Origin of the sequence: Sphingomonas sp. LY54 (genome assembly GCF_035594035.1) — a bacterium.
Classification (GTDB): domain Bacteria; phylum Pseudomonadota; class Alphaproteobacteria; order Sphingomonadales; family Sphingomonadaceae; genus Allosphingosinicella.
The window spans coordinates 2,850,002-2,865,211 of sequence record NZ_CP141588.1 but is presented as its reverse complement, the minus strand read 5'-3'; the positions used below and the strand labels follow the sequence as shown (position 1 = coordinate 2,865,211).

General features: G+C 63.9%; 14 protein-coding genes. 9 read left to right on the top strand and 5 right to left on the bottom strand.

Annotated elements, in window-relative coordinates; genetic code table 11:
- The first annotated feature begins 13 nt into the window (after positions 1 to 13).
- The 3 genes from SH591_RS14210 (at position 14) to SH591_RS14200 (ending at position 2,935) form a co-directional block, all read left to right on the top strand.
- Positions 14 to 613, top strand: a complete 600-nt coding sequence (locus tag SH591_RS14210) for a hypothetical protein (protein ID WP_324749669.1) — start codon at positions 14 to 16, stop codon at positions 611 to 613.
- A complete protein-coding gene (locus SH591_RS14205; RefSeq protein WP_324749668.1) occupies positions 613 to 1,569 on the top strand; it encodes a protein kinase domain-containing protein in 957 nt (318 codons plus the stop codon). The genes SH591_RS14210 and SH591_RS14205 overlap by 1 nt, the downstream gene beginning before the upstream one ends.
- A gap of 361 nt (positions 1,570 to 1,930) precedes the next feature.
- Entirely contained in the window at positions 1,931 to 2,935 is a 1,005-nt protein-coding gene (locus SH591_RS14200) for a DUF3616 domain-containing protein (protein ID WP_324749667.1), read from the top strand.
- A gap of 1,752 nt (positions 2,936 to 4,687) precedes the next feature.
- On the opposite strand, the gene SH591_RS14195 is transcribed toward SH591_RS14200, so the two are convergent.
- The 5 genes from SH591_RS14195 to SH591_RS14175 form a co-directional block, all read right to left on the bottom strand.
- A complete protein-coding gene (locus tag SH591_RS14195) occupies positions 4,688 to 5,485 on the bottom strand; it encodes a Crp/Fnr family transcriptional regulator (protein ID WP_324749666.1) in 798 nt (265 codons plus the stop codon).
- 315 nt (positions 5,486 to 5,800) lie between these two features.
- Positions 5,801 to 6,334 (bottom strand): hypothetical protein, encoded by a 534-nt coding sequence (locus SH591_RS14190; protein WP_324749665.1) that lies wholly within the window; start codon positions 6,332 to 6,334, stop codon positions 5,801 to 5,803.
- A 350-nt stretch (positions 6,335 to 6,684) separates the two neighbouring features.
- On the bottom strand, positions 6,685 to 7,065 hold the full coding sequence (locus tag SH591_RS14185; RefSeq protein ID WP_324749664.1) for a hypothetical protein: 381 nt from the start codon (positions 7,063 to 7,065) through the stop codon (positions 6,685 to 6,687).
- Positions 7,066 to 7,075: 10 nt separating this feature from the next.
- Positions 7,076 to 7,504 (bottom strand): bactofilin family protein, encoded by a 429-nt coding sequence (locus SH591_RS14180; RefSeq protein ID WP_324749663.1) that lies wholly within the window; start codon positions 7,502 to 7,504, stop codon positions 7,076 to 7,078.
- Positions 7,505 to 8,345: 841 nt separating this feature from the next.
- Positions 8,346 to 8,774: a bactofilin family protein gene (locus SH591_RS14175; protein WP_324749662.1), complete on the bottom strand. Its 429-nt coding sequence runs from the start codon at positions 8,772 to 8,774 to the stop codon at positions 8,346 to 8,348.
- A gap of 537 nt (positions 8,775 to 9,311) precedes the next feature.
- Between SH591_RS14175 and SH591_RS14170 the strand changes: the two genes are divergently transcribed.
- From SH591_RS14170 to SH591_RS14145, 6 genes are all read left to right on the top strand, one after another.
- Complete coding sequence (locus SH591_RS14170; RefSeq protein ID WP_324749661.1) at positions 9,312 to 9,728, top strand: calcium-binding protein; 417 nt, start codon at positions 9,312 to 9,314, stop codon at positions 9,726 to 9,728.
- A 799-nt stretch (positions 9,729 to 10,527) separates the two neighbouring features.
- Entirely contained in the window at positions 10,528 to 11,064 is a 537-nt protein-coding gene (locus SH591_RS14165; protein WP_324749660.1) for a hypothetical protein, read from the top strand.
- Between the two features lie 303 nt (positions 11,065 to 11,367).
- Positions 11,368 to 12,390 (top strand): sulfate ABC transporter substrate-binding protein, encoded by a 1,023-nt coding sequence (locus SH591_RS14160; protein ID WP_324749659.1) that lies wholly within the window; start codon positions 11,368 to 11,370, stop codon positions 12,388 to 12,390.
- Positions 12,387 to 13,292 carry a sulfate ABC transporter permease subunit CysT gene (gene cysT / locus SH591_RS14155; protein WP_416385188.1) on the top strand — a complete coding sequence of 302 codons (906 nt, stop codon included), beginning with the start codon at positions 12,387 to 12,389 and terminating at the stop codon, positions 13,290 to 13,292. Before SH591_RS14160 ends, cysT begins: the two co-directional genes overlap by 4 nt.
- Positions 13,289 to 14,122 (top strand): sulfate ABC transporter permease subunit CysW, encoded by an 834-nt coding sequence (gene cysW / locus SH591_RS14150; RefSeq protein WP_324749658.1) that lies wholly within the window; start codon positions 13,289 to 13,291, stop codon positions 14,120 to 14,122. The genes cysT and cysW overlap by 4 nt, the downstream gene beginning before the upstream one ends.
- The gene (locus SH591_RS14145) at positions 14,119 to 15,171 is read left to right on the top strand and encodes a sulfate/molybdate ABC transporter ATP-binding protein (protein WP_324749657.1); all 1,053 of its coding nucleotides are present in this window, start codon (positions 14,119 to 14,121) and stop codon (positions 15,169 to 15,171) included. The genes cysW and SH591_RS14145 overlap by 4 nt, the downstream gene beginning before the upstream one ends.
- Positions 15,172 to 15,210 lie beyond the last annotated feature (39 nt).

Genomic DNA, 15,210 nt, shown 5'->3' with positions numbered 1-15,210 from the left:
GCGCGCGCAGCCAATGACGGCGTCCGGGGCGATCGACCTCAACGACGATGCCGGCCTGGAGCGTGAGGCCGACGCAATAGGGATCCGAGCCTCCGCGCAGCGGCCGGCGCCGGAGAAAGTAACGGCCCCGCCGCCCGCAACCGCGCGGAGTGTGTCGGGCACGATCCAGCGCACCGAGGCCGACGCCCTGGCCACGGCCAACGCCTTGCCAGGAGCACAGGCGGCGGCGCTCGCCGCCGTCCCGCCGGTCGCCTTCCCCTTCCAGCGCTGGGCCAATCTCGTCGCCGCCCGCGCCGTCGCCGCCGGGGCGATCGCCCTCAACTGGGCCGCGATCGCGACCGCCTATACCCGCGCCGGGCTCAATTTCGGCGCCGCGAACGCGATGATCGCGGAAGCGACCCGCATGTTCAACGACCCGCGACCATGGACCGACCCGCAAGCGCGCCGCGAAGCCGAAAACGTCCTCAACCAGATGGCCACCGCCCGGGCCGGGCTGCTGAAGCAGCTCCCGGTGGGCCCGATCGCGGACGCGCAGCTTCCTTCTATCAAGCGCTCACCGTCCAGGTCGCCAATCTCCAGGCCGAGATCGTCCGGATCCAGACCAAATATCTGATGGCGATCCGCACCAAGCAGGAGACGTCCTGGTACCAGAGCAAGAAGCCGACCCTGCTCGACCTTCCCGGCCAGGCCGGCGAGCTCGCCCTCCACAACAAGGTCAACCCCGACACCGGCAAGACGCAGAATCTCGGCACCGGCGGCGCCGGCTACGGCCGTTTCGGCAAGCTCGGCGGCCACACTCGCTTCGTCAAGAAGCAAAAGCTGAAGAAGAACGAGCAAACGGCAGCCGCCGGCGTCGGCACAGCGCTTAATGCGCAGCCGCAGCAGATCCAGGACCAGAATCTCGCATGGATTGACGAGGAGATGGTCAAGTTCCGGACCGAGCTCAACGTCACCACCAACCTGCTCAACCATCCCAACGTCATCAAAAGCTATGGCGGCGCGGTCGGCATCGGCAAAGGCGGAGTGCCCAAGGCCTATCTCGTGATGGAGATGATGGCGGGCGGCGACCTCACCAAGGTGATCGGCAATGCCGCGATCGACGATACGCGCAAGAAGGCGATCATGCTCGATGCGATCAGCGGCCTCGCCCATGTCCATGCCGCAGGCCTTATCCACCGCGACATCAAGCCCGAGAACATCATGCTCAATGTCGGCGAAGCAAAGCCGATGGACGGGAACGGGGAATTCATCACCCCGGTGAGGGCCGGGACGGCCGGCTATTACCATCCCAACATCGTCGCCGCAGCAGCGGCCAACCAGCCAATCCACTACAGCGCCGCGACCGATCTTTATGCGCTCGGCAAGACCTTCGAGAAGCTCGTGCCGGTGACTCCCGCCCTCAATGCCTGGATCGCGGGGCTTTTGGTCGCGAACGACGCTGCTGCTGCTGCGGCGGCGCTTCCCGCGATCGCCATTCCTGTGGCCGCCGCTGCTGGCGGACCGAGCCCGGCGGCGGGAGGACCGGTGCCACCCGCTGGAGGTCCCGGCCCGCCCGTCGCCGCGCACTGAACGATCCCGGCCGGACCCGCACCGAGGCCGGACGCAATCTCGTCCGAAGCGGACGTTTCGGCGGCTTGCCTCCGCCCGGCAAACTACGTCATCCTGCCGGGGACGGCCGGGCAGTCGCGCGCGAGCGCTGCCGATCCCTGGGCCGGCACGCCGGAGCGTGACCGAAGACAGTCCCGCATGACCGGACGCCGCCGCTCCCGCCGTCGGACGTCGTTGTGCGTAGCCAAGACATGAGGAACGGCAGGCAGGCCCGAAAGGCATCGAGATGGCACATAGCGCGGACATGTGGCGTGCATGGCTCTTGTGGGGCCTGGCGGGAGGAACGGCGATAGCCGCCGAGCCGCCGACGGATTTTGCCGGCATGTGCGAGGCCTCGGCCGCACTCGATGCGGGCGCAGGAACCATCGCCGTCGCCGACGACGACAGCTATTCGCTCCATCTGTACCGTCTGGGCGACCATTCGCCGGCCGGCACGGTTCCCCTCACCGCCTTCCTTGGCGGCGATCCCGAAGAGGCTCCGGACATCGAGGGAGCGACGCGGATCGGCGACACCGGCTTCTGGATCACGTCCCACAGCCTGACCAAGAAGGCCAACGTCAAGCGCGAGCGCCTCAAGCTCTTCAGGACGCGCCTGTCGGCCGGGCCAGGCGCCGCCGCCGTCCCGGTGGGGCGGGCCTATGACGGGCTTCGCGAAGACCTCCTCGAAGCCATGAAGGGAAGCGAATGGGCGCTCGAGGACGCCGCGACGCGCACACCGGAGACCGGCCTGACCAAGGACGAACTGCCACCCAAGGCGGAGAAAGGCCAGGATGCCGCGCCGGCCCAGCCCGCTTTTTCAGCCGAGGCGATGCGCCGTCACGCTGAAGGCGGCTTCAATATAGAGGGCCTTGCCGCCGGCCCGGGCGACACCCTGCTGCTTGGCTTCCGAAGCCCCGTGCGGTTGGGCAAGGCGCTGGTAGTGCCGTTGCTGAACGGGCCGGAGATTACCGCCGGCGTGGCGCGCGGCGCATCCGTCCCCAAGGCAAAGTTCGGCGCAGCCATGGGCGTGGACTTGGGCGGCCTCGGCATTCGCAGCATCGCGCGCATGCCCGGAAGCGACGACTATCTGATCGCGGCCGGGCCCGTCGGCGACGGCGGCACCTTCCGTCTCTACCGCTGGCACCTTGGCGACAAGGCCGGAGTCTATCTCCGCGACCTGCCGGCAGGCCTGATCGGCGAAGCCATGCTGATGCCGTCCACCACCCCGGGACAGCTCCTGGTGCTGAGCGACGACGGCGACCGCAAAGGCTGCAAGGACAAACCCCGCTTTCGGTCGGCGCTCATACCGCTGGCCGGTCTCAAGGGGCCAACGAAACCTCAGGAGTGACGAGAACTCGCCCAAGAGGGCGGGGCACCGGATACAGGGCTGCAGAGCTAATTGGCTGGGGCGGCAGGATTCTCAGCCAATTCCACCAGCGTCTAAGTGCTTGATTTTACTCGCGCGCAGCACCTTGCTGCACAGGTTGCTGGTACAGCTCATTGTCACAATCTGGCAAGGCTGTTTCCGACCGCTGGGGCCATTGAAATTCCAAATCTGGGCCGCCCGCGCAGTGCGATGTGGGTCCCGAAGCGAGTTCACGAAAACGACTGAGAGCGCGTAATACGGTCCTCGACGCACAACTCGATCCTCGGATGGGACGCGGGCAGCAGCGAGCTTCCGCAGCAGCTGAAATCCATGCTCCTCGACATCTTCGAGGGGATCAACTCGCTGCTGCCAGGTTCCGACCAGACGGACAGCTGGATGATGACCCGAATAATGCGACGCTGTTCGCAAGCCGATCACCGCTCGACGCAAGGCCCGCTCTAGGACCGACCGGATAAGGGACGTACGAGCCTATCTGCTGGCGCAAAATCTGGAGCACCTCGCAGACGCTTACTTCAGGCTCTGAAGGGAGCGTCTGCTGGCAATCCGGCGGCCGGCTGCTCCTCAGCGTGCCCCCTAGAGATTCTGGCAGTAATTGGCCGGAAGCGGGCTGGCTGCTTTTCGGCTGAAGCTGACCGGAGGCAGACGTTCCGCTAGCCCTGGCTGCTGCGGCATAGCCGCCGCCATACCCGCCGTGCACGAAGTCGATCCGCCAACCGCAAATACCTGCTCAAGTTTCTCGGGCCGGACCTTGGAAGCCGGGCGGGGGTGTCGCGGCATCTGGGTCACGACCATGCTGCCGATCGAGAAGCCCGCTTGGTAACTATGTGCTGCCATTGAGAACGGCGCGGAGCGGGCTAGGCGATACCGGTAAGTCTGCGCCTTCATCATTCGCTGCGAGAATGCCCTGAGAAAGCCCACTCGACCGCCAATAGGCACAGGGATCCGAGAACTGGTGCGACGACTGGCAATGGAGAGATGGCGGCGGTCCGGCAGGATCCCGGCCATGTAGCGGCACTTCACCTGTTTGACACGCTCACTTGCAAATAGCCGGAAGTGGCCGATTTCTCAGACGAGAATTGGCATTGGCCTCCGTGGCATCGGTCGACCGCTTGGGCGCGGCGCCCAGCGTAGCCGAGGCTCGTTTGTCGATTAGTGCCGCAAAGGCGCACTGCCCGGTCCTTCATCGGCGGACCTCAAGTCAGGCCCGGCGGGTCGGGTCAGGTCGGGTCGGGTCGGGTCGCCGAGCATTAGGACCAGGCCCGACGACCCGCCAGAGGCCCATCACCGAAAAGCAAATATACACCGGGGTCCACCCTTGTCACCAGAATGAAGGGATCGCGCACGCTCGCACAGACGCGCGACTCCCAAAGAAGCGCCTCCTAGGTGGGCTCCGGGTCTGCCCAACCCCCGTCGCCGGTGAGGCGGCGGGGGCCGGTCGCGGCGAACGGTTATCCGTCGCGACTTCGCGCAAAAGGGCAACGCGCGATATGCTCAGGGGAGCCTGAACCCGGCAAATCACGCAAGAGCTCCATCTGCGCCGTCCCTTGATGAAACGTTTTCTTTTCAGCGCGCTATGGCCGACGCGGCTTAATCGGCGGCCATGTAAACGCGGACCTCGCGTGTCCGGTTGCACCGAAAGGTTTCTGGATCTCGACGCCGCTTGAACACGCGGCACTATGCTGGGTTCGAGGCGGCCAAGGTGGTGCCTAGCGCTTATGGATTGCACCTTGCCAATAGCGGCGGCGTCGACCCCGGTGCGGGGAATTCGCCTACCTCCACCAGCCGCTCCCATTCAGTGATCTCGATCCGATTGCCCTTCCGCCGGATCAAGCCAAGCTCGCCCAAGTCGTGGAAGAGGCGGCTCGCATGGGTGGGACAGACGCCGATCGCCTCCGCAATCTCGTCGACGGTCAACGGTAAGTCGAAGTGATGGCGGCTGGCCGCTCCCGTCGCCTCGACTCGGAGCGCCAGCTCGAGGAGCAGACGGACCAGCCGGACGCGCCCGTCCCGTCCGATATTGGAAGCCCAGTCCTGCGCAGCCGCCTCGCCCTCAACCGATCCGCGCCAAAGGGCGACGGCCAGACGGGGCTCCTCGAGCGCAAGGGCCACTAAAATCCGGCTAGGCACATTTGCGACGCTGCCCGGCGTGAGCATCCACGCCCCGCCATCGGCTTTGGTCGCGAATGCAGCCTTCATGTTGAGAATGTCCCCGCCGCTATGCAATGCCGTGACGATCCGCCGGCCCTGTCCGCTGGGCCTGTACGAGCAGGCGAGGCCCGACAGAAGGATCCGGATATCGGCGTTGAACGCACCTTCGCGGAACAGCACTTGCTTGCGGGGCAGCTCCTGGACGGTGCACGGCAAATCAAGGAGCGCCTGCTGTTCCCTTTGCTCCAATGGGAAGCGGGAGGAGAGCTTGCGCACCATCGGCTGAAGTGGCGAACCGGACTGCGGATGCATATGCGCTGTCCCAAAATTTTCCGACGACGGTCCAGTTGACGCCGATTCCATCGCTCGGATAATATAGGCTATGTCCTTCGACTGCTCATTATCTTATTTTTCGTCAGTAAATGCAGCGAATGCTTTCATCACGCATTGAAACACGGTAAGTATAGCAGGTCACGGCCCGCCGCCGTGACCTGGGCCGGAGGCACTGATCCCCCCGTCTCCGGCCCACTTCCCTCAAACAATTCCAATGGGCTGCTCCCATTCTCCTTCGTTGGGCTGCGGGGCAGCATCCGCCGATCGAGCACCGCGACTTACGATTGCCGTCAGTTGGGCAAGAGCAGCTTTCCAAGACGGCGCGACGCTCGGTTGGGAAACGCCTCAATCCGCAGCGCCCGCACTTGCCGCATCCTTATTCCCGTCGAGTGCCGCCAATTGACGAGAAAGCGTCTCATGCCCTGCCCCAGCGTAGTGGCCGATGGCCTTGTACTGGCCCCGATCGCTTTGGCCGTCGGCCGTCATGGAATCCCATGCGCTCTGCCCGTCCTCCTCCATGAAGTCAGGGATCGCCGGACGGTAACCGGCACGGCCCGCGAACGGGATGTTCGGCGCAACGGGCTGCGGCATCCCATCGGCTGCCAGCGGAGCTTCCAAATGGGAAATGCCGTGTGGGCTCGGGCAATCGGGCCGCAGCTCAGGCTCCGGTATCGGACCGGATGCTGCGGGGTGAAGGTGACCAACGGTTTCCCCGTCGACGCCGACATGTTCGGCTGACCTGGTCCGGGCGAGAGTTGGTTTGCTTGAACGGTAGGCAACAGGAGCGATGCCGCTCGGACACACGCCGGGCGGAGCGAGATGGTCTGATAAGCTCGCAACGACGCCGCTTTCTTCAGTACGAGCATCGTTAGTGGTCATCTGCGGGCCGCTGACCCAGGCGCCGCGCCGATGGTTCCCGCCCGGCGCCTGCACGTCCGCGGGCTGCTCTTCCCGCGCGCAGCAGCCAGATCCATGTCCGCCGCGATCAGGGGATCCAGCTTCGCGGGCTTCACGACCACGCGGAAGCCCTCGACCTCTACCCACCTTCCAAAACTGGCGCGCATGAGATCGACGCCGCACCGTCGGCATTGCGAGAAATAATAGCCGTCGTTCCATTTCGGCATGGGCTTCGCACGATGTCGTCCTAACCGGCAGAAAAGGCCCATGGCCCGCCTCCTTCGACGCCGGCGTGCGGGGTCATCGCACCGCGCCGATACGGAACCCGCGCATTAGAAATCGTCATTCCCGAACACGTCATAGTCCCTCCGTACGTCGAGCGCATCCCGAGATCCGGCGAGCCCCGCCTCAACGAAGGCGACCCGGACTTTCGGATCCGGGTCGAGGAGACTGATGAAATCGTGGAATTTGTCGAGCGAAACGCACTGGACCAAAAAGCCCGGCACGGCAGAGCGAAGGCCGTTTTCGATCAGCGCGCTGCGGCACCATGTGTAACGTACCGCGGACATCCGCGGGGCCGCATGGTCGCTCGCGGTGAGAAGCATGATCTCTCCGATCTCGACGAACGCCTCGTGCGGCGTCAAATGGGGCTCGATCGCCGCCGGTCGGCCGGTCTCGCCGTTCGATCGCCCAGACCAGTAACCCAGGGACATAAGGCCTCCCTCATTCAGTCGGCGACATACACGATGTGCCTTCGGTTACGCCGTTGCGTATCAAGCGCAAATTGCACGTTTCCGGCGGGCCCCGCGGGGGCCGTCTTGCGAGCTCGCCTTCGAGCCGGCCTCCACTCGCGACCCGCAGGCGCAGATAGCTTATGTCGGCGATGATGCGTGCCTTGGACTCGACGATGAGCTCGTTGGCCTGAATCGCCCCCTCGACCTGCCCGCTTACTTCCACCAGGCCAGCATAAATCCTCCCCGCGAAGGTCCCCTCCTCCCCGATAAAGATCGCCGAGCATATGGCGTCGCCGACCACCCGACCATCGATTCTCAGCTGCGCATCGCTCTCGATGGTGCCGGTTACCACGACCTCCGGCCCGATCGTCGAGATGGACAGCTCGTCTGTCTGCCCTCTTCCTCGGGGAGGTTCCATGCTCGTTCCGCCTGTCTTCGCAAGGCTGGTGAGAACGCACCGGCGAGCCCTCGGGCCTGCGCGCCTGAGGGCCGTTCCGGAGACATTGACCGTCCCGCTAAACAACCACCGACCGGCGTGCAGAAGACTTTACTGCAGCAAGCCACGCCCCTCAAAACGTTTCTTTTTCTTTTCCTGCGCTGCCCCTTGTTGGGACGAGAGCGCCGGGCGCGCCGCAACGCCCCACCGCGCAAGCTTCAAGGAAGAAATGCTCGCCCGTCATTGGGCCTTGGGCAGCCGAGCCGTAGAATGTAGCGGGCCTGTATCCAGCATTGCCTCCCCCCGATGCCGCTACTCGCACGGCGTGCATCATTGACAAGAATGTCGGTTTTGTCTTCTGAGATAAGGCGTCGCGCGACGCGCGCCTCTCGGGCGGGTGCTGTCCTGCAATTGATCGGGCTCGCCCCACCGAAGTGTGTCGTTGCGAAAAGAGGCGTACTCGGACAGAGCGGTGCGGCCCCCCGTCCAGACCACGCCATAGCCGCGCGGCTCGTGCCAGCGTCCATAGATCGTGCAGATGAGGTCTCGCCCGCATCGTTCGCAGCCTGAGAAACATTAGCCCCTGCTCCAGCGGACTATCGGGCTGATCCCGCGCCAACGCAGGTTGCACAATGGAGTCATTGCACCCTCCCGGCGCCCGGCCCGTCATCGACTTTTGCGGGAGCCGCTCAGCCGCTCTGGACTGCAACGTAACTCCGTCATCTGGGCGCCCGCATCCGGCAGCAGATAACCATCTCATCGGGGAGCATCGCAGCGAGGGACCCGCCGAAGTCCGAACTAGGCGAAGCGGCGGCTGGAGTGGTCATTCGATGAACACGGCCTCGGCGACCGGTTCCGAACCTGGCTCGACCAGTCTCAGCCTCGATGCTTCTGCCCCGTGCTCTTCGATCGCCCGTCTCCTCATCTTGCCTTCCAGGATCCCGCCATTCACGACTCTCAGCCGGGAATAGGTCACATCGCCTGCGACATAGGCGGTCGCCTCGACCGCCAAGTCTCGGGTCTCGATCGCACCCTCGACCTTTCCCGACACGCGGACACGGTCTGCAAAGATGCTGCCCTGCACGCAGCTCTTCTCGCCAAGGATGAGCGTCGCGCAGCGGACATCACCTACGACGCGCCCCTCGATCTGCAGGTCGACGCTGGCTTCGATGTTTCCGGTGACTACGATGTCGGCGCCGATCATAGAGGTCGGCGTCGTCTGGGCACGCTCTCCAGCGTCTGCTTTTTCCATGATGTTCCGGCCTTTCACAAGAGAATGATGCCGGGGACTGGACCGTCGCCAATGCTGATCCCCCTGAACCGCCCCATCACGCAACAACCCGGTCAGTTGGGACCAACTTTACAGCAGGCCTGCATGCCCTTCAAAAGGTTTATTTTTCCGCGTCGTGGCGGGGCCGCCGGCCGAAGGCCAAGACGTGAGCCGCCTGGCAGCTGCCCCACCCACCAAGAGGCGCAGACATCGCAGGCAATTAGAATTCCGTACGATCCGTAAGAATTCTCCAGTAATCATCAAAAGTTACCATCAGGCCAGGCAATGTTCATCGCCTCATATACATAGCCAGATCCGGTATAACTTCTTTGGTCGATTTGACAATTACCGCCTATCTCATCACCTCGCGCCAGAGACATCCTTAGCCACGTCGCAAATTGAATCAGGACTTACTCGACACAGTTCCTACCGGCTACAGTGTCCCGCTTTGGGATCAGCTTGTCTTGGCGAAAAGACATAATATCCGGGAATATATTTCCGAATATAGCGAAGGCAGAAATGGGCAGGTTCAAGAAAGGCACCAATGGTCCGGATTCTCTCACGGGAACTAGGTTTTCGGACAAGATCTTCGGGAAGGGCGGCAACGACGTCATCGACGGCGCGAACGGAAACGACCTGCTCCTCGGCGGGAAAGGCGACGACCTGATCAAATCGGGTGCGGGCAACGACTTCGCGCTGGGCGGCAAGGGGAACGATACCATCAACGGCGGTCACGGCTACGATCTGCTCTTCGGAGGAAGCGGCGACGACAGGCTCACCGGTGGTGGCGAGATCGATGTGATGGTCGGAGGTCGCGGAAAGGACGAGTTCCGGATCGACGCAACCGGCTTCAAGAACATCGTCGCCGACTTCTGCTACGCTGAGGGCGACCGGATCGACATCCCCCCGGCTATGCGCTGTCCGACGCCACCATAACGGACAACGGCTTCGCTCTGTTCGGCGTCACGGTGAGCTGGGGATCGGGTGGCCCGGTCGTGCAGATACTGGGCGTCAGCAATGTTTCCGACGTATCGAGCGCTTGGTTCATCTGATCGGGCCGCAGCGACGACGAAGGCGCGAACATGGCCGCCCCCATGCCGCGCCTTCCTCGCGGGACGATGTCCGCACGTGATCGGGAAAGGTGCAGCTTCAGGCAGCTCCTCGCTCCTTTGCAGCGCCCAATTCGACGTCAAAGAGGTCGTCCGGAATACTGCCGGGCGACCCCTTTGCGACTCCGGTCGAAGGGAAAGACCGGACTCATCCCTTATGGTACAAATCGTGCTTTTCCACAAGAATCCCAGATTAAGACCGGACTTAACGATCCTATTTTCCTTAGCCATCACGGCCCGATTATCGGGATCTACATCGGTGCTAGTCCCCTCTCGAAAACTCAGCTCTCTAGATTGAGATGTAGCGCGCCTCCTCTTCAGCCGGTGCAACCGGATTGAAGATCGCTTAGGCTGGGTAGTGCTCGTCTTGTTGGGGTGAGCTTTCTGGCACCAGACGATAAGCACCAAGGTTTTGTCCGTTCGTAATCTTAGTAGAACCGAGAATCCCTGATCGAGACATCTTGGCTTTTCCCCCGCACGTCTCCCCCCGCCTAAGAATATCTGTTATTTGTCGATGCGATATTCGGAGCGGCCCATGGAGATACGGGGATCAACTCCTTCGTGCGACAACCGCCCGGTCCGGCGCGCCGGCACGGCGAGGCATGATCGCGTGGGCGAGGGCGGCCATGAATGACGAGGATTTCAGTGAAGCGCCTAGTCGGCTGCACCTCATCATCGCAAATTCGGAGGCCGACATCGCGGCGCGAGAGGCCAGATGCGAGCTGCGCGCGGCGCTGCGATCCTTCGCTGCCAACCTGCTCAGGATCATGCGGGGCGCCGGCAAACCTGCCGAGATCGCCGGGCAGTGCGTCGATCTGCTCGGGGCGCTCGAGCGGTACCGCGCCGCGTGCGGACGGATTGCCGATGCCGCGGAGATGATCGATGCGCTGGAGCTCCCGCGCCGGAGGCAGTTGAGGCGCCACCTTTCTGCCGACATGCGCAGGATATTCGATGGGGAGCAGAAGCTGCTTCGCGGCGCCCTGCAGGTCGCCGCCTCGCAGCTCCTGGGACAGAGCGCTCAGGAAGCAGCGGGCGACAGCGAGATACGAGAGGGAGCACGGGAAACACTGGAAGGCCGTGTGGCGATCCCGGCCAAGCTGCGCTGGGAGCCGCTTGCGAGCCTCGCCCGGAAGCAGGCCGGCCGGGCGGAAGGAAAGGACTGAGCGGTGCAACCCGAGCTTCCCGCGCTGCTGCCCGCGCGTCCACGCTGGACCGCAGCGGCGGCTGCGGGAAGGAAACGCCACCCCCCCACCGGCACGAGCGTGATGTCTGCGATCGGCGGTGCCGCATCTTTCAAGATGGCGCCCGGCCAAGCCTGGCATGTCGAGGAGCGGCAGACGCTACGACGCGCCTGCAAGTAAAAGGCGAGTCCCGATTTGAACACTTCTAACGACATCTTGACTCGAATCGCTTTTAAATCTCTACTTGATAAGTAGACATATCAGCCTCCACTGCGGAGCTTGGGCATGCGTCTAAGAATATGGGTGGTGGTGGCGGCCCTTTTCTCGGCGCTGCAGGGCTGTGGAGGGGAGCAATCGGCTTCCCCCGGCAGCATCGAGCTGATCAATGTGTCCTACGACCCCACGCGCGAACTCTACCGCGACCTGAATGAGGCCTTTTCCAGAAGCTGGTCGTCGCGCACCGGCCAGGGCATTCGCTTCAGGATGAGCCATGGTGGCTCTGGAAAGCAGGCGCGGGCCGTCATCGACGGGCTCGATGCCGATGTCGTCACCCTCGCCCTTGCCTATGATGTGGACGTGATCGCGGAACGAACGCGCAAGCTTCCTCCCGACTGGCAAGGCCGCCTTCCGGACAATTCCTCCCCCTATACCTCGACGATCGTGTTCCTGGTGCGTGCCGGCAATCCGAAGGGAATTCGCGACTGGGGCGATCTTGCACGACCGGGCGTCGGCGTGATCACGCCCAATCCCAAAACCAGCGGCGGCGCGCGCTGGAACTTCCTCGCGGCCTGGGGCTACGGCCGTAAGCGCGAAGGAAGCGAGGCCGGCGCCGAGCGATTTGTACGTCAGCTATTCGCCAACGTTCCAGTGCTCGACAGTGGAGCGCGCGGCGCGACCACAACGTTTGTCGAGCGCGGCATCGGCGACGTGCTGCTCGCCTGGGAGAATGAAGCCCTCCTCGCGCAGGAAAAGCTCGGGCCGGGAAAGTTCGAGATCGTGATTCCTTCCCTGTCGATTCTGGCCGAGCCGCCGGTCGCCGTGATCGACGACAATGCCTATTCGCGAGGAACGCTCGCGGTCGCCAAGGCCTATCTCGATTACCTCTACACGCCCGCGGCCCAGGAAATCATCGCGCGAAACTTCTATCGTCCGCGCGACCCTTCGGTGGCGGCCAAATATGCCGCGCGCTTCCCCTCCCTGGCGCTGCTGACGATCGACCGCGATTTTGGTGGATGGAGAGAAGCACAGGCGCGCTTCTTCGACGACGGCTCGACCTTCGACCGCATCTTCGCGGAGCGAAAACGGTGATCGCGGTCGCCCAGGCACGGGCCCAGGTCCCCGCCCCAGCGGCGGCGCCGGCCTTCCCCCTGCCTGGACGGCTCGCATTTCGAAAGCGAAGCGTCATACCGGGCTTCGGCATCACCTTCGGCTTCACCGTAGCCTGGCTCACCCTCATCGTGCTCATCCCGCTCAGCGCGGTCTTTATCAAAGCGGCAGGCCTGTCCTGGGCCGAGTTCGCGGACGTCGCGCTGTCCGGTCGGGCGCTTGCCGCCTACAGGCTCACTTTTGGAGCCTCGCTTGCGGCTGCCGTGCTCAATGCCTTTTTCGGCCTGCTCATTGCATGGGTCCTGGTGCGCTACGACTTCCCCGCCAAGCGCGTCGTCGATGCGCTCGTCGATCTCCCGTTCGCATTGCCGACTGCGGTCGCCGGCATCGCCTTGACGGCGCTCTACGCGTCCAATGGCTGGCTAGGGCAGTTTCTCGAGCCGCTCGGCATCAAGGTCGCCTATAAGCCGCTCGGCGTGGTCGTCGCGCTCACCTTCATCGGGCTTCCCTTCGTCGTGCGCTCGGTGGAGCCGGTGCTGGCGGACATTGGCGTCGACGTCGAGGAAGCCGCGGCGTCGCTTGGGGCAAGCCGGAGCCAGACCTTCCGCCGGGTCATCCTTCCGGCGATGTTTCCCGCGCTCATGACCGGCTTCGCCCTCGCCCTCGCCCGCGGCATCGGCGAATATGGATCGGTCATCTTCATCGCGGGCAACATGCCCTATGTCTCGGAGATCGCTCCTCTGCTCATCGTCACGCAGCTCGAGCAATATAATTATGCCGGGGCGACAGCCATAGCAGCGGTGATGCTGGTTGCTTCCTTCCTGCTCCTGCTCCTCATCAATCTCGTCCAGATCTGGGCGCGCCGGCGGAGCCTCGCCTCGTGAACGCTACCGCCTCCCCCGACCGGGCGAGGAAATGGCTGATCGGCGGCGCGCTTTGTTATCTAGGCCTCTTCGTCCTCCTCCCTCTCGTCTCCGTGTTTGCTGAGGCCTTGTCCCAAGGCCTTGCCGCTTATGCAGAGGCGATCACCGAGCCTGACGCGCGCGCGGCGATACGCCTCACGCTGCTCGTCGCCGCCATCAGCGTACCCCTCAATGTCGTCTTCGGGCTTTCGGCGGCGTGGGCGATCACCAAGTTCGACTTTCGCGGCAAGTCCGTACTCGTCAGCCTGATAGACCTCCCCTTCTCGGTCTCCCCGGTCGTGTCGGGCCTCATCTTCGTGCTGCTCTTTGGAGCGCAGGGCTGGTGGGGCGAATGGCTGGCGCGACACGATATCGAGATCATATTCGCGGTCCCGGGCATCGTGCTCGCGACGATGTTCATCACCTTCCCATTCGTCGCTCGCGAACTCATCCCGCTGATGGCCGAGCAAGGGCGCGACGATGAGGAAGCGGCGATCAGCCTCGGCGCCAGCGGGTGGCAGGCCTTTCGCCGAGTGACCCTGCCGAACGTGCGCTGGGGCCTGCTCTACGGGGTGCTGCTCTCCAACGCGCGCGCGATGGGCGAGTTCGGTGCCGTTTCGGTAGTCTCGGGCCACATACGGGGCGAGACCAACACGATGCCCCTTCATGTGGAGATACTCTACAACGAGTATAATTTCGTCGCTGCGTTCGCCGTTGCTTCGCTGCTCGCGCTGCTGGCGCTGCTCACACTCGTGCTCAAGAGCGCGCTCGAATGGCGCCTGCGTCGCCGCCACAAAGGAGACCGAAAGTGAGCATCAAGGTCGACCGCGTCAGCAAGAATTTCGGGGTCTTCGCGGCCCTCCACGGAGTAAGCCTGGAAGCCCGGCCAGGCGAGTTCCTGGCGCTGCTGGGACCGTCCGGATCGGGTAAGACGACCCTTTTGCGCATCATGGCCGGCCTCGAGTTCCCCGAGGCCGGGGCAGTCTATTTTGAGGGCAAGGACGTGACGCGGCTCAGGGTACAGGACCGGCACGTCGGATTCGTGTTCCAGCATTATGCTCTGTTCCGCCACATGACGGTCGCGCAGAATGTGGCCTTCGGCCTCCGCGTGCGCGCGCGGCGCGAGCGTCCGCGTCGCCACGAGATAGACTCCCGGGTGCAGAAGCTGCTCGACCTGGTGCAGCTGGGCCATCTAGGCGACAGGCTTCCTTCACAACTCTCGGGCGGACAACGGCAGCGCGTGGCACTGGCCCGCGCGCTCGCGGTCGATCCCAAGCTGCTGCTCCTCGACGAGCCATTCGGCGCGCTCGACGCCAAGGTCCGAAAGGACCTGAGACGGTGGCTGCGCGCGCTGCACGACCAAATGGGAATAACCTCGGTCTTCGTCACGCACGACCAGGAGGAAGCGCTTGAGCTGGCCGATCGGGTCGTGGTCATGAACCAGGGCCGCATCGAACAAATAGCCACGCCCCGCGAGGTCTATGAAGAGCCGAGCAGCGCCTTCGTGTTCGACTTCGTGGGCGATTCCAATCGAATTCCGCTGACAATTCGCGGAGGTCGGGCTGAGCTGGACGGGCATGTGGTGGACCTACAACCCATGCCGCGCTTCGAAGGGGCCGCCGAGCTCTATTTCCGGCCCCAAGACACGTCGATCTGCGCCGAGCCGCTCGGAAAGCTGCCGGTGATCGTTCACGACGTGCGGCAGCGCGGCGGCCATGTCCGCTTGGAGGGGATCATCGTCGGAACGCAGATCGCGGTCGAGGCCATCGTGGCGGGCCAGAAAGTTCCGGAAATAGGCGCGACGATCGGCCTGGCGCCGACTCGGACATCCGTCTTCCAGGCGGACGGAGGCGCGGGATGAACATTTGAGTCCTGCACCCTGCGCTAACGCGCAGGCTCC